The 22,406-nt window shown below is 70.2% G+C and carries 13 protein-coding genes; 2 read left to right on the forward strand and 11 right to left on the reverse strand.

The genetic code is table 11. The annotated features are described in order from the left end of the window. Nucleotides 1-35 precede the first annotated feature (35 nt). From mfd to WME82_RS14825, 5 genes are all read right to left on the reverse strand, one after another. Nucleotides 36-3,839 (reverse strand): transcription-repair coupling factor, encoded by a 3,804-nt coding sequence (gene mfd / locus WME82_RS14805; protein WP_438043352.1) that lies wholly within the window; start codon nucleotides 3,837-3,839, stop codon nucleotides 36-38. A gap of 448 nt (nucleotides 3,840-4,287) precedes the next feature. Further along, entirely contained in the window at nucleotides 4,288-4,788 is a 501-nt protein-coding gene (locus WME82_RS14810; protein WP_438043353.1) for a hypothetical protein, read from the reverse strand. Between the two features lie 711 nt (nucleotides 4,789-5,499). Next, nucleotides 5,500-6,333 (reverse strand): hypothetical protein, encoded by an 834-nt coding sequence (locus WME82_RS14815; protein ID WP_438043354.1) that lies wholly within the window; start codon nucleotides 6,331-6,333, stop codon nucleotides 5,500-5,502. A 35-nt stretch (nucleotides 6,334-6,368) separates the two neighbouring features. Further along, nucleotides 6,369-6,968, reverse strand: coding sequence for a 6-bladed beta-propeller (locus tag WME82_RS14820; protein WP_437746076.1), 600 nt, complete (start codon nucleotides 6,966-6,968; stop codon nucleotides 6,369-6,371). Continuing rightward, nucleotides 6,965-7,213, reverse strand: a complete 249-nt coding sequence (locus WME82_RS14825) for a hypothetical protein (protein WP_438043355.1) — start codon at nucleotides 7,211-7,213, stop codon at nucleotides 6,965-6,967. The genes WME82_RS14820 and WME82_RS14825 overlap by 4 nt, the downstream gene beginning before the upstream one ends. A 287-nt stretch (nucleotides 7,214-7,500) precedes the next feature. Between WME82_RS14825 and WME82_RS14830 the strand changes: the two genes are divergently transcribed. Both WME82_RS14830 and WME82_RS14835 read left to right on the forward strand, forming a co-directional pair. Continuing rightward, on the forward strand, nucleotides 7,501-8,358 hold the full coding sequence (locus tag WME82_RS14830; protein WP_438043356.1) for a TetR/AcrR family transcriptional regulator: 858 nt from the start codon (nucleotides 7,501-7,503) through the stop codon (nucleotides 8,356-8,358). A gap of 280 nt (nucleotides 8,359-8,638) precedes the next feature. Continuing rightward, nucleotides 8,639-12,787: a hypothetical protein gene (locus WME82_RS14835; RefSeq protein WP_438043357.1), complete on the forward strand. Its 4,149-nt coding sequence runs from the start codon at nucleotides 8,639-8,641 to the stop codon at nucleotides 12,785-12,787. A 24-nt stretch (nucleotides 12,788-12,811) separates the two neighbouring features. On the opposite strand, the gene WME82_RS14840 is transcribed toward WME82_RS14835, so the two are convergent. From WME82_RS14840 to WME82_RS14865, 6 genes are all read right to left on the reverse strand, one after another. Next, entirely contained in the window at nucleotides 12,812-14,173 is a 1,362-nt protein-coding gene (locus tag WME82_RS14840) for a hypothetical protein (protein ID WP_438043358.1), read from the reverse strand. A 227-nt stretch (nucleotides 14,174-14,400) separates the two neighbouring features. Next, nucleotides 14,401-15,504 (reverse strand): hypothetical protein, encoded by a 1,104-nt coding sequence (locus WME82_RS14845; protein ID WP_438043359.1) that lies wholly within the window; start codon nucleotides 15,502-15,504, stop codon nucleotides 14,401-14,403. Nucleotides 15,505-15,794: 290 nt separating this feature from the next. After that, nucleotides 15,795-17,393, reverse strand: coding sequence for a thrombospondin type 3 repeat-containing protein (locus WME82_RS14850; protein ID WP_438043360.1), 1,599 nt, complete (start codon nucleotides 17,391-17,393; stop codon nucleotides 15,795-15,797). 23 nt (nucleotides 17,394-17,416) lie between these two features. Beyond that, complete coding sequence (locus tag WME82_RS14855) at nucleotides 17,417-18,868, reverse strand: SBBP repeat-containing protein (RefSeq protein ID WP_438043361.1); 1,452 nt, start codon at nucleotides 18,866-18,868, stop codon at nucleotides 17,417-17,419. Further along, nucleotides 18,868-19,935, reverse strand: coding sequence for a hypothetical protein (locus WME82_RS14860; RefSeq protein WP_438043362.1), 1,068 nt, complete (start codon nucleotides 19,933-19,935; stop codon nucleotides 18,868-18,870). Before WME82_RS14860 ends, WME82_RS14855 begins: the two co-directional genes overlap by 1 nt. A 211-nt stretch (nucleotides 19,936-20,146) precedes the next feature. After that, complete coding sequence (locus tag WME82_RS14865) at nucleotides 20,147-21,799, reverse strand: FAD-dependent oxidoreductase (RefSeq protein ID WP_438043363.1); 1,653 nt, start codon at nucleotides 21,797-21,799, stop codon at nucleotides 20,147-20,149. Nucleotides 21,800-22,406: the final 607 nt, after the last annotated feature.

Here is a 22,406-nt window from a genome sequence, read left to right on the forward strand (position 1 = left end):
TTCAGCGGGGCGCGACGACGTCGTGGGCACTCACGCTACGCGAGATCACTGCCATCCTTGAGACAGCCGGCGAGCTCGCTGAGGAGCTTGTCGGTCGCCTCCAGACCGCTCGTGAAGGCTTCGCCCTCCTTGGCTCGGCGGGTGAGGCGCATGTCGGGCGAGAGTCGGTAGGGTGAGGCCTTCGGCTGGACCAGCTTGAGCACCTTGGCATGATCGAGCGGGGTGTCCTCGCGCAAGTGCAGCGTGACGCCCTTGGCGCTCGCCTCGCATGCGAGCGCCTTCAGCCGGCGCAGCTCGGTCTTGAGCCGCATGAGGTGCACGAACCGGCGCGCCTCGAGCGGAGGCGGGCCGAAGCGATCCTCCATCTCGACCGCGAGGTCCTGCACGTCCTCGGTCGAGGCGGCACCGGCGAGCCGCTTGTAGAGGGAGAGGCGTACGCCTACATCGGAAATGTACTCCTCTGGAAGAAGCGCGTCGGCGTCGAAGGAGAGCTCGGTGTCGACGTCGTGGACCACGGGTTCGCCGCGCAGCTCGTGGACGGCCTCGTCGAGCATCTGGCAGAAGAGCTCGAAGCCAACCTGGGCGACGGTGCCGCTCTGCTCGGCGCCGAGGAGGTCACCGGAGCCGCGAAGCTCCAGGTCGAGCGAGGCGATCTGGAAACCGGAGCCGAGCTCGGTGTGTCGCTCGAGGGCCTCGATGCGGGCGCGGGCCTCGTCGGTCATGGCGTTCGGGGGCGGGACGATGAGGTAGCAGTAAGCGCGCTCCTTGGAGCGGCCGACGCGGCCGCGCAGCTGGTAGAGCTGCGAGAGGCCGAACATGTCGGCGCGGTCGATGAGGATCGTGTTGGCGCGGGGGATGTCGAGGCCGCTCTCGATGATGGCGGTGGCGCAGAGGACGTCGTAGCGCCCCTCGACGAAGTCGAGCATCGTCTGCTCGAGGTTGTGCTCGCTCATCTGGCCGTGGGCGACGCAGACGCGGGCGCTCGGGACGAGCTCGGCGAGGCGGGCGGCGCGCTCGTAGAGGCCCTCGACGCGGTTGTAGACGTAGAACACCTGGCCGCCGCGGCCGAGCTCGCGGAGGACGGCGTCGCGGAGGACGGCCTCGTCGTGGCGGGTCACCACGGTGCGGATGGCGCGGCGATCGACCGGGGGGGTCGTGATGATCGACATGTCGCGGAGGCCGGAGACCGCCATCTGGAGGGTGCGGGGGATGGGGGTGGCCGAGAGCGTGAGGACGTCGACGTTGGTCTTGAGGGCCTTGATGCGCTCCTTGTGGGTGACGCCGAAGCGCTGCTCCTCGTCGACGATGAGGAGGCCGAGCCGCTTGAAGTGGACGTCCTTGGAGAGGAGGCGGTGGGTGCCGATCACGACGTCGACGCTGCCGTCGCGGAGTCCGCGGGAGACCTCGTCCTGCTCCTGCTTGGTCTGGAAGCGGGACATGACGCGGACCTCGATGGGGTAGGAGGCCATCCGGGACCGGAAGCTGAGGTAGTGCTGCTGCGCGAGCACCGTGGTTGGGCAGAGGACGGCGACCTGCCTGCCGGCGTTCGCGGCGCGGAAGGCGGCGCGGATGGCAACCTCGGTCTTTCCGAACCCGACATCGCCGCAGACGAGGCGGTCCATCGGGCGGCCAGACTCGAGGTCGGCCGTAACCTCGGTGATCGCCCGGGCCTGGTCGGGTGTCTCGTCGAAGGGGAAGGTCGCTTCGAAGGCGCGGTAATCGTCGTCCGGAGGTGGAACGGGCTCCGCCGTGGCGGCGCGGCGCTCGGCGTAGAGGCGGAGGAGCTCGTCGGCCATCTTGCGGACGCTCTTCTCAACCCGCGCCTTTGTCTTGGCGAACGTCTGCCCGCCGAGCCGGTCGAGCTTGGGGGCGCCTTCGCCGCCGCTGAATTTCTGGATCTGGTTCAGGCGGTAGACCGGGAGGTAGAGCTTGTCGCCGCCGGCGTACTCGACGGCGATGAGATCGACCGTGGTTGAGCCGACCTGCTTGTGGACGAGGCCAAGATACCGCCCGATGCCGTGCTCTACGTGGACGACGTAGTCGCCGACGCCGAGGTTGCGGAGGTCCTCGAGGAAGGCCTGCGACGCCCTCGTGGAGGAGGCGGCGGCGCGCGCGGCGCGGCGGTGAGCGCGGGCACCGAAGATTTCCTCCTCCGTGACCAGCGCGAGCCCCTCGGCAGGAGCGATGACGCCGCGCGCAAGAGAGCCCGTGACGACGAGGGCCGTGTCGCGCGGAGAGGCGGAGCTGCTGCCATCGAAGAACGCGGGGTCGAACGGACCGAGGTTGGCCTTCACCCGCACGTCGCGATGGCGGAGCAGGGCGACGAGGCGCTCAACCTGGGTCTGTGCGCGCGCAGCGATAAGCACTCGTAGGCCCGCTTCTTGCCAGGCGACCACGCGACGAACGAGCGGGTCGAGAGCGCCGTGCTTGCCGCGTGACGTGCGAGCCGTCTTGATGGCGCGCTCGAGGTCCGACTGGTCGCGCGTCGCGAGCGACGGGACGTCCTCAGGGACGACCTCGAAGCGCTCCAGCGAGTTCCGGTTTTCCGCAGCACCCTCAACCCCGGTGCGGTGCAGGGCAAGCACGGTACGCGCGCCGAGCCACGAGGCAACGTGTGCCTCGTCCTCGTAGAAGGAGGCCAGCGGGAAGTGCGGCTCACGGTCCTTGTTGCTCCGGTCGGCCGCAGCGCGACCGAGCTCGTTGCGCACGGCGGCGGTGACGGAGGCGGGGTCCTCAAGGAGGATGAGCGCGTCGTCGGGCAGGTACGACGTGAAGGACGCGAGGTCGATGAAGGCAGGCAAGTAGCCTTCGGCCCCGAAGAAGGCGCGGCCGCTCGCGACGTCGTCGACCAGCGCGCGCGCCTTGGTTGAGGGGAAGTCGATGACGTCACACGCGGCGCGTACCCGCTGGCGGGCCCGCTCGACATTGGCAGGCGTGAGGATCGCCTCGCGCGCCGGCGGGATCCAGACCTCCTTCACCTCGGTGACCGTGCGCTGGTCGTCGGGGTTGAAGGTCTTGATCGATGCGACGATGTCTCCGTAAAAGTCGATGCGCACCGGCAGCTCGGCGGAAGGCGCCCAGACATCGAGGAGGGCGCCGCGGACGGCGAAGGTGCCGGGATCTTCTACGAGGGGGCTGCGGACGTAGCCCGATGCACCGAGGCGGGCCGAGAGCGCGTCGCGATCCATCTCCTGCTCGGCGATGACGAGCTCGGCGTGTTCGGTGATCTCGTCCCTGGGTACGACCCTGCGGGCGAGCGCGGTGATGGGGCAGACGAGGACCGACCAGGGAAGGTCCATGCCGAGGTGGAAGAGCGTGGCGAGGCGGGTCTGGGCGCCCCGGCGGTCCGGGTTGACATCCGCGTAAGGGCTGGCCTCGTTCGGCAGGTAGAGAAGGACGCGGCCGAACGTGGTCGAGCCGGCGGCCTCGGCGTCATCGGCGTCCCGATCGACGAGCAGGAACGAGGTATCGGCCGCCAGAGCGCGGGCGCTGTCGACGTCCGGAGTCAGGGCGATGATCCGGCGCCCGGCGGCGGCCGCGACGAGGCGACGGATGACGAGGGCGCCGGCCGAGCCGGCCGAGCCTGTGACATGACGGGTGCCAGGCGGCGCCGCGGCGAGCTCTGCGGCGAGCTCCCGGGGCGTGACGATCCGGCGGTCTGCCGGGAGATCGAACGACGGGAGCGGCTCGAAGTCGGCCGGCGGGCCGCTGGTAGCGGTATCGTTCGAGGCGCTGTCGTCGACGTGGCCTGAGAGCTCGGCGATCGTGGCGCTGAGCGGGGAGCTCGAGGTGGAAGTGAGGGAGCGCTCGGGGGGCATCGGCGCAGCGCGGTCTAGCATAGGCGGCGCGATTCGACCCGCGGTCTCGACTCGACCGTGGTTGGCGCCGCGCGCGGGGCACAACGCCACCGTGCTGCGGCCGGGAACGCAACCCCACCGTGCAGGGCGCTACGTGACGCGCACGCCAGCTCGGTCCCGGCCCCAAATCGCCTCTCGTCACGATGGTAATGTCGACTCTCGACTCCACTCCGCGCAGACTTTTCGACCGCTCGGACTCTGTTCACGCCGAGCCTGGCAGCCCCGAGCTGGCGAGCCAGTACGCCTGCCGGCCAGCCGAATCGTCCGTTGTTGCGCATGAATCGAGCCTTGAAGGAGATCGAATGCTTGGTCCCGTCCGTCGCTTGCAACAACGCCGCATCCAGGCGTCGGTCGTGTTGTGCGACGGGCGAACAGAGACTCCTGATTTCCAGTCTTAATATAATTGTGTCAACGTGTGCGGGTCCTGCGTCTATGCGGCCGCAGGCTCGCCCTCGTTGACGGTGACCCCGTGGAACACGCGCATCCACCACGTACCCGCTGGGAAAGTTACGCTGCGTACACCTGCACGCCATTGATTGATCGAATGTCGGTATGCGATGCGAAAGGCTTGTACGGCCGCGATGGCGGCGTTCTTTGCGTCTGCCTGCCGGCGGCCGACTGCGAATGTTGGATTGAGATCGCGAAGTGGGTCGATGCTCGTTGCTCGCCTGTAAGGAGAAATATTCCTCGCGCGCGCAGCCCCGAGGAAGCCAAGCCTTTGTCGCTTCAGGGTAGCGTGAGCCTGTCTCTCGTGCAGATCGATCCTTCCCGTGATCTCCCGGCGAAATTTGTCGGCATTGGAATCGCTGATCGACGGTGGAAGCGTGATCGCAAGTGCTACGTCGGTTGGCCATTCGGGGCTCTGTGGATTGAAGTATATTTCAGGGCGTTGGGCGCGCAGCACGCCGCAGCCGATGTCGCCGACGAGCACCTTGGCTCCTGGCCACTCATGTGCATGCGGTACGAGACCAGCAGCGACTGGATTTGCGAGGGTGTAAGCGATCTTCTCCACCAGAGCGTCCCGTGTTGCTAGCCGTACCACGCTCGTTGCTCGATCGTCCCACACCGGCCCCTCCCACGCGCGCAAGATCTTGGTCCCGAGAGCGACAAGCCGATGGAATCTCTGCAAAAATCGTGGGAGCTCACCGCGTGTGTCTGTGACAACGATATGAATGTGCGTGGACATCACGCAGAGGGCGTGTACGAGGATACCATAGCGGTGGGCCGAGACCGCCAGGGTATAGATCACGAGCCGTGTGATCGCGGAATCGGGGCGGAAGAGAAAATGCCTTCGCAGTACACGGCGGGTGAGAAGATACGTAGCGCCGGGGACGATCGCACGAGGCTGGCTCATGCCTGATGGGTATGTCAAGCGCCGTGCCAGACTCGAAATCGGCCGATTTTTTGAGGATTTGGGTGTTCGAGGAGGTGGCGGCCGCCATCCTCTTCGCCACCTGCGCCACCCAATGGTCAGGTCGGGGGGCAGAGCAGGGCGTGTGCGGAGCGCAACGTCAGTCGAGCGCGACGTCGCCGCGACGTCGCAATGTGGCTCGGTAGACGGCGGCTGCTGCGAAGGCCATGGAGGGGATGCTGGCGATGCATCGCGGGCCGGTAACAAAACCAAAGAAAGAGCTCAACAGTTCTAAAGGTGGACCCCGCCTCCCAGCGATACCCCCCACGTAGTCGCCCCTCGCTGCCCGGTCAGCCCGGACGGCGCATCCAGGTTGATGGCAACCTGGGAGCGTACGAACACCGGCTCGAATTCGACATTCGCATACAAGATTGCTGCCCATTGTGAGAAATCTCGCCCTGCGAGCGGTGCCGACTGCGCGAGCATCTGCACTCGCACTCCGGGTGTCAGCAAACCCATCCGCAAACCCGCGTGAGCGGCGGCCACGACCGCCAGCCGAGACGGGTTGGAGTTCACGGAAACGAGCACGGCTGGATCCAGCTCAGCGCCAACGATCACCGGCATGGACAGCTCCGCCCGGCTGCGGAGCAACAGCGCGATCGGGATCGCGTTCGGTGCCCACATCCAGTAATCCGCGAACCCGCGCGCGGCCGTAGCTACCGCGTAGTTGTACTCGGCCTCCGTATTCTTCGGGATGGTGCCAGGGAACGTCGTCACCGGCGGTGCAACCCCGACCCCGGCATAGATCGAGCGGTTTCGCTCCTCGAGAAGCGCCGCCTGCACGGTCACGAACGGATTCCCGAAGCGAAACGACGAGCGCCGCGCCTCGCCCTCGATCCGAAACGTAGTCCAGGCCGAGGTGACGTCCGTGGTTGCGTGCAGCCAGCTGTTCAGGCGAACGCCCCCCGCCACCTGCGGCGCGACATGAATCGTAGCCACCGTCGGGTTTTGCGGCGAGGCTGTGAAAATGCCGTACAGCGCAATATGACCGCGGCCGCCAGGTCGCGACGGAATGTCCCCCGTCATCTGTGCCCAGCTCGGCGCCGCCTCGACCGAGGCAACCACGGTAATCGTAAGCGCGAGCCCGCGCGCTCTCCTCCTCACTTCGTCCTCCGGAACTTCTGCACGCCGCGACCCCTCAGGCTGGTGACGTAGACGCTGCCGTCGTGCCCAACGGCGATTCCGTGCCCCCAGTCGATCTCCCCGGGACCGTCCCCCGATGTGCTCCACCGGTCCACGATCTTCCCGTCGAGGCTCATCCGCAGCACATGCCCCCGAGGCCGCTCTGGATCCTGATCGCCTCCGTCTACAACGTAGATGTGCCGGTCGGGTCCGAAAGCGATCGCCCACGGTCGCCCCAACGCGGCGCTCTTCCACTGCGCCAGGTAGTGGCCGTTCGCGCTGAAGACCTGAACACGCGCGTTCTCCCGGTCCGCCACGTAGACGCGCCCCTCGTCGTCGGTGACGATGCCGTGAGGCGTGTCGAGTTGTCCCGGCCCGAAGCCCTTCTCGCCCCACTCCATGACGAACCCGCCGTCCTCGGAGAAGCGCGCGATCCGCGCATGGTTGTAGCCGTCCGCCACGTAGATATCGCCGTCCAGGCCGAAGGCCACGTTGGTGGGCCGGTCGAGCTGCTCGGGGCTCGTCGCGCACCCGATATCCGCGAGGAGTACGAGGATCCACACACCGATGCCCTTCATGGCGCCTCGCCGAGGGTCATGACCACATCCCCCTCCGCCGTCAGCTTGAACACCCGGTTCTGCTCGGAGTCCGTCACCCAGACGAAGTCGTTGCGATCCACCTCGATCCCGTGTGGATAGAAGAACAGCCCCTCTCCCCACGCGTCGAGCAGCTCGCCCGTCTCTGGATCGAACGCCAAGATCGTGGGTTCGCGGATCGGCGCGTCGTTCCCTGACGTGCGCCCGGCCGCATGGCTCACCAGCACGCGCCCTCGCGCGTCAACCGCCACATCAAGCGCCGGGCCGAACACCATCCCGTCAGGGACACGCGGCCACCCGTCCACGACCGCGTACGGCCCTGCAGGCGCGTCGTCCGCCGTCGGCGGTCGCGACGTGCACGCCCCCGCAAGCGCCAACCCTACCAGCCAGCGGCCCCCGCGCTGCGCCCCGGAGACCGACGTTGCGTTGCGAAGCAGCCATCCCATGACCAAGGATAACAATGTTATCCTGGTGGCGTCAACGGGCGAGGCGCGGACGTGGCAGGATGGTGGGCATGGGTGTGATGGATGCGGATGAGCCGGTGGAACGCGTGTTCATGGCGCTCTGCGAGGGACGACTGACGCGGGACGATCTGACGGCCCGCAAGATCGCCGCATTCCTGGGCCAGACGACGATGGTGCTGTATCACCACTTCGGCTCGCTCGACGGATTCCTCATTCGCGTCGATGGCCTCGGGTGGCGGCGGCTCGCGGAGCGCCTCGACGCGCGGGCGCGCGCTGGCGCCGATGCGCGGTCGCTTGCCGTCGGTTACGTCGAGTTTGCGCTGTGCCATCCGGACCTGTACTGGCTGATGGCTGAGCGCCGCTTCGACCGCGCCCGCCTGCGCGAACAGGGGCGCCTGCGGCTCGCGCGCCCTCTTTGGAGCTCATTCGTCGAGCTCTTGCGTCATCATGGCAGCAGGCGGCCGGAGGAAGATACCTACGTGCTCTTCGCGGGCCTCCATGGCATCGCGATGCTCGCGCTGAGCGGGCGCGCCAACCTGGGTGAGGTTTCGTCCAGGGGAATTCCTTCCGTACTGGCTTTTCCCAGCCTAGGTGGAACATCGGCTGGTACCCCAGCTGGTGCCCCAGGTACCCCACTCAACCCGGGTGAGGATCCCAACCTGGGTGAGGGGTCCGCCCCACTCAACCCGGGTGAGGATCCCAACCTGGGTGAGGGGTCCGCCCCGGGTGAGGATCCCAACCTGGGTGAGGGGTCCGCCGCCAACCCGGGTGAGGGCCCCGTCAGAGATGCGGAGGTGGCCTTCGCCGCGGCACGCCGTCTGGCGGACCTGGTGCTCCCCGCCCGTCCACCCGAGCCGCCCGCCTCCCAGGCGAGCCGCGACCGCGGCGGCCCCGGGCGCCGCGCCTGAGCCGTCCGCCCAGGCGCCTGCCGGTGCCAGGGCGCTCGCTGGACGCTCCGCGCGCGACGCATCGGGTCCTGGCACACGGCTCGCCGGCCAGGAAGAAAGGGAAAGCGCGTCGACGCGCGCCTTCGCGCCGGGCGCATCCCTCGCGCGGCGCGGGGCTTGCGCTGGCGTTGTGCGAGACCGACCCCAGCACATCGCGCCCGTTCGCCGGACAGGCCTCGCAATGTCGGGGAAATCGGCACGTCCTGCGAACTCGCGGCATCTATCTCCTTTCGGAGGTGTTATGCGCGCCCGACGCACGGTCGCTTGGTTGCTCAGCGGGGGGCTCCTCACCGCCAGCGCCGGTTGTGGCAGCGACGAACCGGAGGCGCTCGGCGCAGCTCGGCTCGCGGCCGTCGCGAGCGCCGACCGCACCGTGCACGCGGTCGATGCGCTCGGCGCTCAGCACCAGGCCGCGATCGCCGCCAACGCCGACGCGAGCATCCTCGTCGCGACCTACACCGATCCGCGCGGCGCCCGCGCGAATCCGATCAGCCTGTCCGGCGTTGCGCGCTCCGCCGACGGCGGGAGATCCTTCGCCGAGGTCCTCGGCCCGAGCGGCGCGGGGGCGCTGCCCTCGGTCGCCGGCGGCCAGGTGCTCGGTGCCCCGCGCGTCGTCCACGATCCGACCCGCGACATTTTCGTCAGCTCCTCCACCTACGTTCGCCCCGCCGATGGCCTCCAGGGCCTCTGCCTCCATGCCTCGAACCCCGGCAGCAGCACGGCCGGCTCCTCATGGTCCGCACCGGTCGAGGTGACCCCCGCGTTCGTCGCGGGGGAGAGCGCCGAGCAGGCCTCCCTCGACGTCAACGCGGCGACCGGGCGCCTCTCCATTACCTGGGTTCAGCGCGGCGGAGCGTCTCCGAGGATCCTCTACAGCCACTCCGACGATCTCGGCCAGACCTGGTCGCCCGCGGCCACGATCGCGCAGGCGCCCGCCGGTGGCGATCTCGACGGGCCGAGCGCGCGCATCCTCCCGGGGGCGACCGACAGGGACTCGGTCGTCTATGCTGTCTTTCGCGCCATCGAGCCGGGGACCTCGCTGCGCAACGTCGGTTGCCGCCGGTCGATCGACGGAGGCGTCACCTGGGAGCCGCTCACCCTGCTCGACGAGGCCAGCTACCCCACGGAGGACCAGATCCTCGGCGTCGACCACGGAAGGAGCGCCCCGTCGATCGACGTCGACCAGGCCACGCGGCAGGTCTACGTCGTCTACCAGCGGAGCGGCGCCCACGGCACAGGGGACATCGCCCTGCGCTCCTTCACAGAGCAGTGCACCGCAGGCCCCGCCGTCCTCCTCAACAGCAATCCAGGGCGCGATCGGGCCCAGTTCTTCCCCTTCGTGGCCGTCGACCGAACGACCGGCACCGCGCACGTCGTCTACTACGACCAGGATGTCGACAGCTCGGGCGACCTGACCGAGATCGTCCACACCGCGTCGAGCGATCAAGGCGCCTCCTTCAGCCCGCCTGCGCCGATCTCGGACCACCCCTTTCACGCGGGCCACGGCAACGACGCCTCCCGGCAGAACCTCGGCGACCGCATCGGCGGCGTCGCGCTCGCCGGTGAGCTCTACAGCGTCTTCAGCATGACGGCCACCCCGCCGCGGTTCGACGAGGGGCAGCCGTCGTCGACCTCCCTGATCGCGCCCAGCGTCCACCTCGACGTCCTCGACGAGCTCGCCAGCGTCCCGCCGCTGCGCGCGGCCGGCGCCCGGATCGCGGACACCGCGTGCGGCGCCCTCGCGAACGAGCGCGTCGATCCGGGGGAGCTCGTCGATGTCGGCGTCTACCTCGAGAACCACCTCGCCAACCCGATCTCCGGCAGGACGACCGTCTCCCGGATCACCGCCGCGCTGTCCACGGAGACGCCCTCCGTGACCATCGTGAGGGCGAGCGCGCTCTACCCGGATATCGAGCCCCTCCGCACGGTCGCGAGCGACGCGCCATTCGTCCTCAGGACGGGCCGGGACTTCGTTCCTGGAGCGCCGATCGATCTGACGCTCACGGTGAGCTCGGCTCAGGGCACGGTCGAGCTGCCGATCCAGCTCGAGACGGGCTCGCCGGGCGCCGCGGAGGTCCTCCTCCGCGAGGACTTCGACGCAGCGAGCGCGCCAGCGCTGCCCTCCGGCTGGCAGTCGGTGCGCGCCGGCGGGACGGCCTCCGCCTCGCCGTGGACCGTCGCGCAGACGCTGACGCCCGGAAACAACGCGGCATTTCACGACGAGGAGGCGGCGACGTCGCTCGTCGCGCTGGTGTCGCCCGCCGTGAGGATCCCGGAGAGCTCCGGGAACTCCCACGTCACGCTCGACTTCGATCTCACCTACGAGCTGGAGGACGATCCGCAAAAGCTCATCCAGGCGTTCGACGGTCTGACGCTGCGCGTGGAGGATCTCACGGCCGGCGCCGCGCCCCGGGCGGTGCTCGCGGAGGCGTTCGCCGAGCGGATCGTCACCGGCGGGAGCCACCACTTCCCAAAGCACCTTCCAGCCCGCGACGACCCGGACTACCTGGAGGATAACGCGGTATGGTCCGGCAGCTCCAGCGGGAGCAAGCGCGTGTCGATCCGCTTCCCTGGCGCGGGGATGCGCGGGCGGACCGTGAGGCTCCGCTTCGACTACACGCAGGACGACAGCCGGGTCTGCACGGATATCGGGCGCCCCGGGCCGTGCGGCGTCGCGGTCGACAACATCGTGTTCGCGGCGGTGCCGGTCGTGTCCGGGGCCTGCGGGGCGGATCTGACCATCACCCAGACGGCCGCGCCGGATCCTGTATCGCCAGGCGCGCAGCTCACGATGACGATCGACGTCGCCAACGAGGGGCCGGGCGATGCGAGCGACGTCGTCGTGTCGTCCGTGCTGCCCGCCGGGGCGAGCCTCGTCAGCGCCTCGGGGACCGGCTGGACGTGCGACCTGGCCGGCGGAGAGCTCGTGTGCCGGCGCGCCTCGCTCGCCGCACGGGAGAGCTCGTCCATCGCGGTCACCATGGTCGCGCCCACGCTCCCGCCGCCCACGGTCGACGAGAAGATCGAGAGCACGGCGAAGGTGAGCTCGAGCGAGCACGATCCGGCGCCGGAGAACAACGAGAGCGACGTGCGCATCGACGTCTCCGTGCCAGCGCGCCTGATCGGCTATCTCACGGTCCTCGGCGAGCGCATCGCGGGCGAGGATCTCGCCTATACGGCGCTCATCAGCAACACGGGTGGGCGCGTGCAGCCCGACAATGCAGGGTTCGAGTTCGTGGACGTGCTCCCGCCCGAGCTGCTGCTGGAAGGCGCGTTCGCGGACAAGGGCGCGGTCTCGGCCGATCCCGCCACCAACACGGTGGGCTGGGACGGCGAGGTCGAGCCGGGGGAGTGGGTGGCGCTCACGATGGAAGCGATCCTCCTTCCCATGACCGACGGACTCGTCGTCACGAACCAGGGCACGCTCTTCTTCGACGCGGACTCCGACGGCGTCAACGAGTCGAGCGCGATGACCGACGAGCCCCTGTTCGCCGGCGCGGCCGATCCGACGGTGCTCACGGTGAGGCCCGCCGTCTGCGGCGATGGCGAGCTCGGGCTCGGCGAGCAGTGCGACGACGGCAACCTGCGCAACGGGGATTGCTGCTCGGCTCTGTGCACCGCCGAGCCGCCGACCACGATCTGCCGCATCGCGACCTCGCTGTGCGATCCCGGGGAGTATTGCGACGGCGCAGGGAGCTGTCCCGCGGACGTGAGCCTGCCGGACGGCGCCAGCTGCGATGATTTCGATGTCTGCAATGGCAGCGAGGTCTGCTTCCAGGGACTCTGTCTGAGCGACATCCCGCTCTACTGCGACGACGGGGATCCGACGACCACGGACGAATGCCATCCCTTCTTTGGCTGCCGGAACACGCCGAACAGCGCCACCGCGGGAGGGGGCGGTGGCGGCGACGACGGAGGGACTGCAGCAGGCGTGGGCGGCGGCGGCGCAGCGGGCGGCGGCGGCGCAGTGGGCGGCGGCGGCGCAGTGGGCGGCGGCGGCGCAGTGGGCGGCGGCGGCGCAGGCGGCAGCGGCGCAGGCGGCGGCGGCGCAAGCGGCGGCGGCGCAAGCGGCGGCGGCGACGCCGGAGGACCGGCCGAAGGCGCTGGAGGCAGGGGCGACGGCGCCGGCGGCGATTGCTCCGCGGATGCCGGCGGGGCGGGCGGCACTGGGGTCGGCGGTGGCCGAGATGCGGCGGGTGGGGAAGGGGGAGGGGGCCAATCCGAGGGAGGAGCGCCCCCGGGCCACTGCTGCTGTTTGGGCGTCAGCTGCGCGTATGCCGTCATCGGCGGTGAGACCGGGCACGCGTCAGGAGCGGCCCGCGCGCTCGCGCTGTGCGGCGTCTTCGTGGCGCTCGGCAGCGCGCGCCGCGCCCGCCGCCGTCGCTGCTGACGGCGGCGCCCGCGCGCCCTGCGATCACCTGTAGACGAAGACCCCCTTCAGATCCTCGGTCTGCGAGATGGGCGTGCCGTCCTTCTTCGAGGTGGTCCTGAACTGGTAGATCATCCCCGGGATCAGCGCGGGACCGTCGTACTCGACGGAGACGTTCTCGCTCCCCGACACCCTGGGCACCTCCAGGTCCTCCCAGATCTTGGCGCCAAGCGCGTCGAACAACCGCACCTCGTACAGATCTTCGCTGGAGTCGTCCTCGAAGACGAACGTCGGTGTCCCGCTCACCTCCTCCATCGTGCTCGCGCCGGGCGAGACCACGGCGAGCGCGCCCGTCACCTTGAACGACTCCGCGACGGGCAGGTCCTGGCCGGAGACCGTGATGCGCACGATCTCGGTCCCGCCAATCGACGTGTCAGGATCCCGCACGAGCGCGTCGTCCTCGAAGGCGGCGAGGACCACGTAATCGCCATCGGGCACCCCGGCGATCGAGAACTCTCCGGTGACGTTGCCTTGCCGGAGCCCTCGCGGGGCCTCGCCGCGCGCGGTCGCCTCGTCAAAGGTATCGGCCACGACGAGGATGACCGAGGTCGCGCTCCCCCCTGGAGCATTCACGATCTCGACCTTGCCGCTCACTGTCGCCGTGGCGTCTCCGGTCGCGTGAAGATCCACGCCCGTCGTCTCCTTGCCGGCGCTGACGGTCGCGCTCGCCGTGTCGAGCGCGAGGCCTTCGGCATAACCTTTCACCGTGACGTCTCCCGCTGCCACGTTGTAGATGGTGTAGCTGCCGTCGAGATCGGCCGCGCCGGTGGCGCCGCCCGCGACCAGCAGCGTCCCGCCGGGCTGGTCGGCGTGGACGACCCCGGAGATGGAACCGAGCCCCTCGCTGTCCGAGAGCGGCAACAGCGAGATCTCCGTCGCCGCCGACTCGATCGCGGGCGGTTCGCCCGCCGCCGTGGAGAGGTCGATGGGCAGCGCGACCCGCGGCGCCTTCGGGAACGTCTCGTACGCCTGCGCGTCGGCGCGCAGCGTGACGTTGACCTCGATCGGAGCGCCGCTCGCGTCGCGCCGCGCGGGCACGACGAGCTCATAGGTCCCGTCGGCCCCGGTGACGGCCACCCGGGAGATCACCGCGTCGCTCGGGTCCCGGGCGAGCACGCGCGCGCCCGCGATGGCCTTGTCGTCGAGCGAGTCGTAGACGCGCCCCCTCAGCGTCACCGGCTCGAAGCAAGCGGGCTCGGCGCCCTCCACCTCCTCGCACACCTGCGGGGCGGCGCACCCTGTCTGCGCGGCCACCGAGCAGCTCTGCGGCTGACCCTCGTCGTCGCCGCCGCACCCCATCCCCATCAAGGCGCACAGCATCCCAACAGACATCGAGCGCATCACCATCGACTCGTCTCCTTTCAAACCACGTCTCGTAGCTGCAAGCTCAGCTTTTCAGCTCGTGAGCGGCCAGCGCCGCGGCCTGCGATCCTGTCGCCGCTCCGAGCAGGGACAGTGAATCACGCATGCGCGGCGGGCACCGAGCAGGGGGAACACATCCCTCCGGTTCTTCTGTGTCTTTCATGGTTCAATCCCTGTCCTCGAATCCAGGGAGAACCCGGGCAAGCGTAGGGCTAGTTCAAGATGACCTGGCAGCAGCCGGTGATGCAGTAGTAGCCTGCGTCACAAGGCTCCTGGCCGGAGAGCCCGCACGGCTGGATCCCCGCCGCGCACTGGCCTTGGGGCTCGCCGGTGGGCCCGCCGCCGCTGCCGGTCGCGTCTCCGCCGCCGCCTGTCGCGGCTCCGCCGCCTCCACCTCCGCCGCCGCTCCCTGCGCCGGTGCCGGACTCGAAGCAGTCGTCTGGCAGCGTGTCCTTGCCAAGGCACAGCTCGCAGCGGCCGCACTCGTTCAGGCAAGCATCCACGGGCGTGCAGGGCTCGCAGCGGGTCGGGTCGGACTCGTGGCCGCGCGAGCAGGAGCCTTCACCGGTGCCATCGGCGTCCGAGCCGAGCCAGACGTACTTGCCGCCGCCCGCCGGCAGCTCGCAGCAGCCGAAGCAGTCGCAGCCGTTCGGCGTGAGCGGACCGCAGATCGTGTGGCACATATCGGACTGCTCGTCGTTGAGATCGCTGCAGCTCTTGCCATCGGCGCCCGGCGTCGAGGCCCCGCTGTCATAGGCGCACATCGTCCCGTTGATGGACTCCGGGTGAAACCCGGGCGCGACCTCGTGCTCATCGCACTTGTGGTTCCAGTGGCAATCGTCGTTGCCGGAGCCGGAGTCCTGGTCGAAATAACAGTCGACGGTGCACGCCGGCCCCGCCTGGCCGGGGATCCCGCCGTAGTAGCTGCCCTCGGTGTTGTCGCACGGGCCGAGGCAGTCCGGATCCTGCGCGTCGAGGAGCCCATCGTCGTCGTTGTCGACGAGATCCCCGCACGCGTACGTCTTGCCCTGGCACTCGACGATGCTCGTCGGGGTCGCCATGCCCCCGCCCGCAGCGCCGGTGCCGGCCCCTCCGCCGCTCGCGCTGCCGCCGCCGCTCGCGCTGCCGCCGCCGCTCGCGCTGCCGCCGCCGCTCGCGCTGCCGCCGCCGCTCGCGCTACCGCCGCCGCTCGCGGCGTCGCCTCCTCCCGCGCCGCCGGATGGGGCGGCGCCGTCAACGGTGCTGTCGCTACAGCCGGCGCTGAGGGTGAGTCCAAACAGGGCGGTCACCAACGAGAGAGAGAGAGCTAGGCGCATGGTGTCTCCAGAGGTGGCTCAGGCGCTCCCGTCCGCAGCGCGAGCTGCGGAGCGGGACTACCGGCGCGTTCATCCGGAGCAGTTCCGCCGCGGTCAGGTCACGGCTCAGAAAAATGACCGATCGCGAAAAAAACGCGGAGCCATCGCGAAACCGGCGTGGGGTCGTGGGGTGATAACCCACGTTGTGCTCGCAGTTGTCTCTTTTCTTCCAGGTGGCAACCGAGCGGGCACGCTCGTCGCTCTCATGGGGTCGCGTGGCCGCTGCGCGCCAGGGCCGCGCGCAGCGGCGGTCACGCCGCGTGATCGCGCCGCCGTCGGGCGCCCAGGCCCAGCGCGCCCGCGAGGAGCGCCACGAGGCCGACGAGCGCGCCGCCGCGCTCGCCTCGCTGCATCGCGCAGACCAGCCCGGACGAGACCTCCGGCTCCGTGGACCCGCCGCCGCTGCTGCCCGCACCGCCGCTGTCGTCGCAGGCGTCGCCGACCCCGTCGGCGTCGCCATCCCCCTGATCCGCGTTGGCCGCGAGCGGGCAGTTGTCGTCGCCGTCCGGGACGCCGTCGTTGTCGTCGTCCGCGTCATCGACGTCGCAGGCGTCGCCCTGATAGTCCTCGTCGTTGTCGGCCTGATCCGCGTTGGGGACGGAGGTGCAGTTGTCGTGCTCGTCCGGGACGCCGTCGTTGTCGTCGTCGTCCTCGCAGGCGTCGCCCTGGCCGTCGCCGTCGCTGTCGGCCTGATCGGGGTTGTACTCCTCGTCGCAGTTGTCCGCCGCGTCGCTCAGGCCATCTCCGTCCACGTCCTCGCAAGCGTTGCCCACGCCGTTGTCGTCGGCGTCCGTCTGATCGGGGTTCGGCACGTGCGGGCAGTTGTCCGTCTCGTCCGGTATGCCGTCGCGGTCGCCGTCGACGTCGGCCCCGAGGTCGCAGGCGTCGCCGCGGCCGTCGCCGTCGCCGTCGGTCTGATCCTGGTTGGACACGTGCGGGCAGTTGTCCTCTGCGTCCACGACGCCGTCGTTGTCGTCGTCGTCCTCGCAGGCATCGCCTGTGCCGTCGCCGTCCGTATCTTCCTGGAACAGATTGGGCACGACGGCGCAGTTGTCCTCCACGTCGACCACGCCATCGTCGTCGCTGTCGGGATCGCAGGCGTCCCCGAGGCTGTCCCCGTCCGCGTTCTCCTGGCCAGGGTTCTGATCCACAGGGCAGTTGTCCTCTGCGTTGCGCAGCCCGTCGCCGTCGGTGTCGATGTCGGGCTCGCAGAAGTCGCCGACGCCGTTGCCGTCGCTGTCCTCCTGGTTCGGATTGCGCGTGGCAGGGCAGTTGTCGCAGAGATCGCCGATCTTGTCGTCGTCTCTGTCCTGCTGGAGCGAGTTCGGGACGTCGCGACAGTTGTCGACGTCGTTGTCGATGCCGTCGCCGTCGTCGTCACCGGCCTCACAAACGTCGCCGGTGCCGTCTCCATCGGAGTCCACCTGATCGGCGTTCGCTGTGCCAGGACAGTTGTCATCGGCATCCAGGACACCGTCGTTGTCGTCATCGTCGTCGCAGGCGTCGCCGGTGCCGTCCGCCTCCGCATCCGACTGGTCCGGGTTCATCGCGACAGGACAGTTGTCGCACGCGTCGCCGACGCCGTCGGAATCCGAATCCCGCTGATCCCGATTGATAGCGGACGGGCAGTTGTCGCACGCATCGCCGAGAACATCGCCGTCGGCATCTGCCTGGTCCGGATTCTGGGTCTGCACGCAGTTGTCCAGGGGATCCACGACCCCATCCAGATCGGTATCAGGGTCCTCCGCCCAGCCCGTTGCCGGCAGGATCAGCCCGAACAGGCCCGCCACGAGCCCCACCGAGAACCGTCGCCCGCGCGACCGCACGCCCCTCGTCCCCGCACGTTTCATCGCGCCTCCATTCGTCATGGCCTTCATGGCGACAGCTTGGTCACGAACACGTCCGTGCCCTCGCCTCCCTCGATCCGCTTTTCCCCGAACGTCACCTTCCCGGTGAACGCGCCGGTCACGTAGACCTGCCTGTCGCGATCGATGGCCACGCCCGTCGCCCGGTCCGCGCCGGTGCCGCCGAAGCGGTGGCTCCACCGGTAGACGCCCTCCGGATCGAGCTTGGCCACGAACACGTCGTCGTCCCCCGCGCTCTTCACCGACCCGTCCGCCAGCGTCGTGTCTCCGCGGAACCCCCCCGCGACGACCACGTCCCCCGCGCCGTCGACGAGGAGCTGCCCCAGCGACGCGCCGTCCTCGCCGATCACCCGGCTATAGATGTGCTCTCCCGTCGAATCGAGCTTGGCCACGAACACCGCCTGGTGCTCTCCGGCCGCCCGAGGGCCCCCGCCGAGATCGATCGTCGCGCCGAACTCCCCGCCCACGATCACGTTGCCCGCGCCGTCCACCGCGACCGCCTTGGCCCGCTGCGGCCCCGCGTCGCCGAAGCGCTTGCTCCAGCGGTGCTCGCCGAGCGCGTCGAAGCTCGCCACGAACACATCGAAATCCCCGGCGCTCTCCAGCGGATCGCCGCCCAGATCGAGCGTGCCGGCGAAATCTCCGATCACGATCGCGTTGCCGCGCGCGTCCATCGCCACGGCGCGGGCCTGCTGATCGAAGCCGTCGCCGAACCGCTCGCTCCAGAGCAGCACGCCGTCGTCGTTGAAGCTCGCCAGGAACACGTCGCTGCCTCCGGCGCTCTCGAGCCGGTCCTCGCCGACGTGCAGCGCGCCCGAGAAGCGGCCGGCCACGACGAGGCGCCCCGGCGCCGCCGCGACGCTCGTCGCCGCCTGGAAGCCGATGCCCCCGAGCGGCTGCAGCCACAGCTCCTGCCCCTCCGCGTCGAGCCTCGCGACGTAGCCGTCTCGCCCGCCGGCGCTCGTCCGCGGCTCGCCGCCGAACTCCAGCGTGCCGGAGAACTCCCCCGCGACCAGGAGGCCCTCGTTCCCGTCCGGCACGAGCGCGTTCACCGTCTGCGGATCGAACGCACCGAAGCGCTTCAGCCCGAGCCCCGACCCGTCGCTCGCCGAGAGCCGCGCCCAGAAGACGTTCTCCTCGCCGATCGGGGTCACGCTCTCGTCGTCGAGGGCCACGTCCTCCGCCTTCGTGAGCCTGCCAAGGAGCGCCGCGGTGCGGTCGTCGGCGACGGCCACGCTCGCCCCTGCATGCTCCCCGTCGCCCCCGAGCGCGCGCGCCCACTGCACCTCGCCGCCCGACGGCCGCGCGCCGCCGCCGCCTTCGCCGCCGGCCCCCGCAGGGGTCGACAGGCTGAGCTCGGGAGCGCAGCCGAGCACCGCAGCGCCGAGCGCCGCAGCGCCCACCATCACGACGCCAAGCGCCGCGCCGGCTGTCGCCGGGTAGAACCGCCGTGCCCTCATCAGAACACCCCCTGCCACACCACACCCTGCGCCGTGGGCGTCGCGATCGGCACGAGCGACGACGCCCGCTCGCCGCCCGCCCCGGGCCGCAGGAGGATGCCGCCCAGCGCCGCGCCCACGCCGGCGAGGCCGACCGCGCCGAGCGTCACCGACAGCCCCAGGCTGCGGTTCCACCGCGCCCGGAGCGCCTCCATGCTCTCGAAGTCGTGGACGCCCCGATCACACACGGACCCGGGGCACTCGTCCTCGACCCGAGCCCGCGCGGCCATGTGGTCGGCAGCGAACACCGCGCCCCCCGCGAGCGCCGCGAGCCCCACGCCGCCCGCCGTCCATGCCCACAGCGGCACCGGCGCGCGGGGCTCCGTCGGCGCATCCACGGGTGGCAGCTGCCCTCCGCCCACGTTTGCGCCCATACTCCCACCCGCGGCTGCGCCTGCCTTCGGCTCGGTCGACTGCCCCGGTACGAGGCGGATCCGGACCTCCACCGGCGCGCGCTCCGCCTGCTTCAGCGTGACCTCGCGCCGCGCCGTCTGGAAGCCTGGCGCCGCCACCACCACCTCGTGGCGACCGGGGTTGAGCTTGCGCGGGTAGGGGAGCGCCGCGCGGGGGATCGGCTGGCCGTCCACGCGCGCCTCGAGCTGGTCCAGCGCCGGACCCTCGACCCGCAGCTGGAGCGACGGGATGCGCGCCTCGAGCTGCTCGACCATCGCCGCGGCGGCCGCCCGCGCCTGCGTGAACACCGGCGGCTCGTCGCTCCCGAGGGGCAGGTGGACGACCTCGTAGGCCGTCTCCCGGGCCTCGATCAGGCGACCGAGCGCCTCGTCGGCACGCGCGAGATCGAGCCCCGTCGTGGGGGCGCGCACGAGCGCATGGGCCGCCTGGAAATCCTCGCGGGCGCCGGCGACGTCCCCCGCGTCGCGCTTCTTGCGCCCCTCGATGAGGAGCGTCCGCGCGGTCTGCCGATCGGCCGCCGAGGGCTCGGCCCGCGCCGGAAGCGCCCCGGCGACCGAGAGGACAGCCAGGGCTATGCCTGCGGCGCGGGAGGCACGGGGGCGCAACAATTTCATCTCATCACCAAGCCGCCCGGGACAGCCCCGGACTACTCGATCATGATCGCACGTCGCTCGCGCGGGGGTCAACTACGCCAGCGCGCGCGCATCGTGCTCATGGGGCCATGGCGCGCGCAGCGCGTTTGGCGTCGATCGTGTTGATCACGTTGATCACGTCGATCCACGCCCATTGCGCTCACCGCATGTTGGCGTTCGCGACTCGCTCCGTTCACGTGGCCGGTCGACTCTGGGGCAGGGGCACGGCCGCCGGCTGGCCGCCGACCCCCTCCCGCTCCCTCGGCGGCGAAACCGAGCCTCCGGCGCTGAGAGGCGCCTCGCTCGGCGCGATCGGCCTGAGATCGGCCGTCGCCGGGCCTCGGAGGACGCGGCCCATGGCGTCGAAGCGGGCGCCGTGACAGCGGCAGTCCCAGCTGCGCTCCGCGGAGTTCCACGAGACCACGCCGCCGAGGTGGGTACACATGGCCGACATCTCGTGGATCTGCCCTTGCGGATCGCGGTAGACGGCGAGCTTCTTCAGGCCCCTGCGCACGACGGCGCCTGCGCCGGGCGCGATCTTCGCCACGTCATCGACATCGCCCTTGCCGAACCATGAGGCGTACTGGCACGCGACATTGAGGTTCTCCTTCGCGACCTCGGAGACGGCGGCCAGGCTCAGGTTGACGCGGGTGGGATCGAAGAGCGACGCCATGCGGCTGTCACGGCCCTGCACGAGGTCGGAGATCACGAGGCCCGCGATCGTCCCGTGCGTCATGCCGTTGCCACAGTCGCCCGTGGAGATGAGGATCCTCGATCCCTTCTTGATGCGACCGATGTACGCAAGGCCGTCGGCCGTCTCCATCACCTCGCCGGACCAGCGGTGCAGCACCTCGCCGGCCTGCGTGAAGCGCTCTCTCGCCCACGCCTCGAGCCGCGCGTGGCGCTGGTCCGCGTCGCTGGCCTGTCCGGTCTTGTGGTCCTCTCCTCCCACGAGGAGCACCTCGTCCGGGTCGTTCGCGCCGTTGATGTTGGCGAGGCGGACGTAATGGAACGGTTCGGCCGTGTCCCAGTAGAGCCCCGGTGGGACGGCGCCCCGCGGGATGCGCAGGCCGACGACGTAGCTCCGGTAGCCGGCTTGCTTCAGGTGCACGGTGATGCGCGGAAGGAACGGGGAGTTCGTGGCGAGCACGGCCTCGCTGGCGGTCACCCGGTGCCCGCGCGCCGTCTTGACGACCACCCCGTGAGGCACGGTGTCCTCGTCGACGTCGACCACGTGCGCGAGCGTGTAGAGCTTGCCGCCGTCGCGCTCGATCGCCCGCGCGAGCCCCGCGAGGTACCTGCGGATATGAAACTGCGCCTGATCGGGGAAGCGGACCGCGGGCCCCGTATCGAAATCGAGCAGCGGCGCGCGGTCGACGTAATGGGTCGAGCCGAGCCCGGCGCGGTGCGCGGCCTCGATCTCGTCCCGGAGGGTGGCCGGGGGCGATCCCGGGGCTGTGAAGAGATAGCCGTGGACGCGCCGGAAGTCGCAGTCGATCTGCTCTTCCGCGACGATCCGCTCGATCGTCTCGATGGCCGCCGTGTGGCTCCGTGCGGCGAGGCGCAGGCGGCTCTTGCTGTGCAGCTTCGCGAGCGAGGCCCAGCGCCGGTCGAGCGCGTGCGTGATGTGCGCGGTGGTGAGCCCTGACTCGCCCCCGCCGATGGCGCCGTTGTCGAGGACGACGACGCGTTTGCCGGCCTTCGCGAGGAGATACGCCGTCGTCAGCCCGGCGATCCCCGCGCCGACGACGCACACGTCCGCCTCGTGGTCGGTCGCGAGGGGGGTCATCGGGGGGATGACGGCGTGGGTCCAGGCGGTGTTCTTATCGTAGGCTCGCTCCGTCATAGGCGCTCCGCGTCTGGACGCCGAGCGCTTTGGCCCGGCGCTTCGTCTCGGTGATCGGTCGTGGGGTCCGCCCTCCGGGCGGCGTGATGATCGGCCGCGCCAGATGCCCTGGATGCGGCCTCGATGGCCGCCGCGCCGCCGGCGCGCGCGGGTGAGCTTGTCAGTCCCCTCCCGCGGGTCGGCGGAGAGGTGGCTGAAGCGAGCGGGCGACAGGCGGGTGAGCGGCTGAGCGCCGTGCCGACGCTCGCCCGCGCGGCCCCTGTCGCCGCTGCACGCGAAGGGCGTGAGCGGAAAGAGAGCCGTGGCGCTCCTGAGCCAAGCCACCCACATCACTCGCGGAACGATGCAGATCGCGTACCGCGCCCACCGCCGCCCGGCGCGGCTTGTATGTTGGACGTGCCGCGGGGCTTGCGGTGAGGCATTCTGCCACGATGAGGCAACCCTGCGATGCGCGGCGCACGTCCGAGGCCATCGCGGGCCGCGTGCAAGAGAACGGTTGGTCAGCGGGGAGCCCCGTCAAGGCGAGGCGCGCCGTCCAGGCGGGACGCGTCGTTCCGGCGGATTTAGGGGTAGCCGATCGTTGCCACGAATTCGCCGCGACAGCTGC

Source organism: Sorangium sp. So ce128 (genome assembly GCF_051525245.1).
Classification (GTDB): Bacteria; Myxococcota_A; Polyangia; order Polyangiales; family Polyangiaceae; genus Sorangium; species Sorangium cellulosum_B.

Excerpts from the sequence above, each read along its gene's own strand:
- mfd (WP_438043352.1), bottom strand. The coding sequence starts at position 3,839 with ATGCTAGACCGCGCTGCGCCGATGCCCCCCGAGCGCTCCCTCACTTCC.
- WME82_RS14820 (WP_437746076.1), bottom strand. The coding sequence starts at position 6,968 with ATGAAGGGCATCGGTGTGTGGATCCTCGTACTCCTCGCGGATATCGGG.
- WME82_RS14830 (WP_438043356.1), top strand. The coding sequence starts at position 7,501 with ATGGGTGTGATGGATGCGGATGAGCCGGTGGAACGCGTGTTCATGGCG.
- WME82_RS14835 (WP_438043357.1), top strand. The coding sequence starts at position 8,639 with ATGCGCGCCCGACGCACGGTCGCTTGGTTGCTCAGCGGGGGGCTCCTC.
- WME82_RS14840 (WP_438043358.1), bottom strand. The coding sequence starts at position 14,173 with ATGGTGATGCGCTCGATGTCTGTTGGGATGCTGTGCGCCTTGATGGGG.
- WME82_RS14845 (WP_438043359.1), bottom strand. The coding sequence starts at position 15,504 with ATGCGCCTAGCTCTCTCTCTCTCGTTGGTGACCGCCCTGTTTGGACTC.
- WME82_RS14850 (WP_438043360.1), bottom strand. The coding sequence starts at position 17,393 with ATGAAACGTGCGGGGACGAGGGGCGTGCGGTCGCGCGGGCGACGGTTC.
- WME82_RS14855 (WP_438043361.1), bottom strand. The coding sequence starts at position 18,868 with ATGAGGGCACGGCGGTTCTACCCGGCGACAGCCGGCGCGGCGCTTGGC.
- WME82_RS14860 (WP_438043362.1), bottom strand. The coding sequence starts at position 19,935 with ATGAAATTGTTGCGCCCCCGTGCCTCCCGCGCCGCAGGCATAGCCCTG.
- WME82_RS14865 (WP_438043363.1), bottom strand. The coding sequence starts at position 21,799 with ATGACGGAGCGAGCCTACGATAAGAACACCGCCTGGACCCACGCCGTC.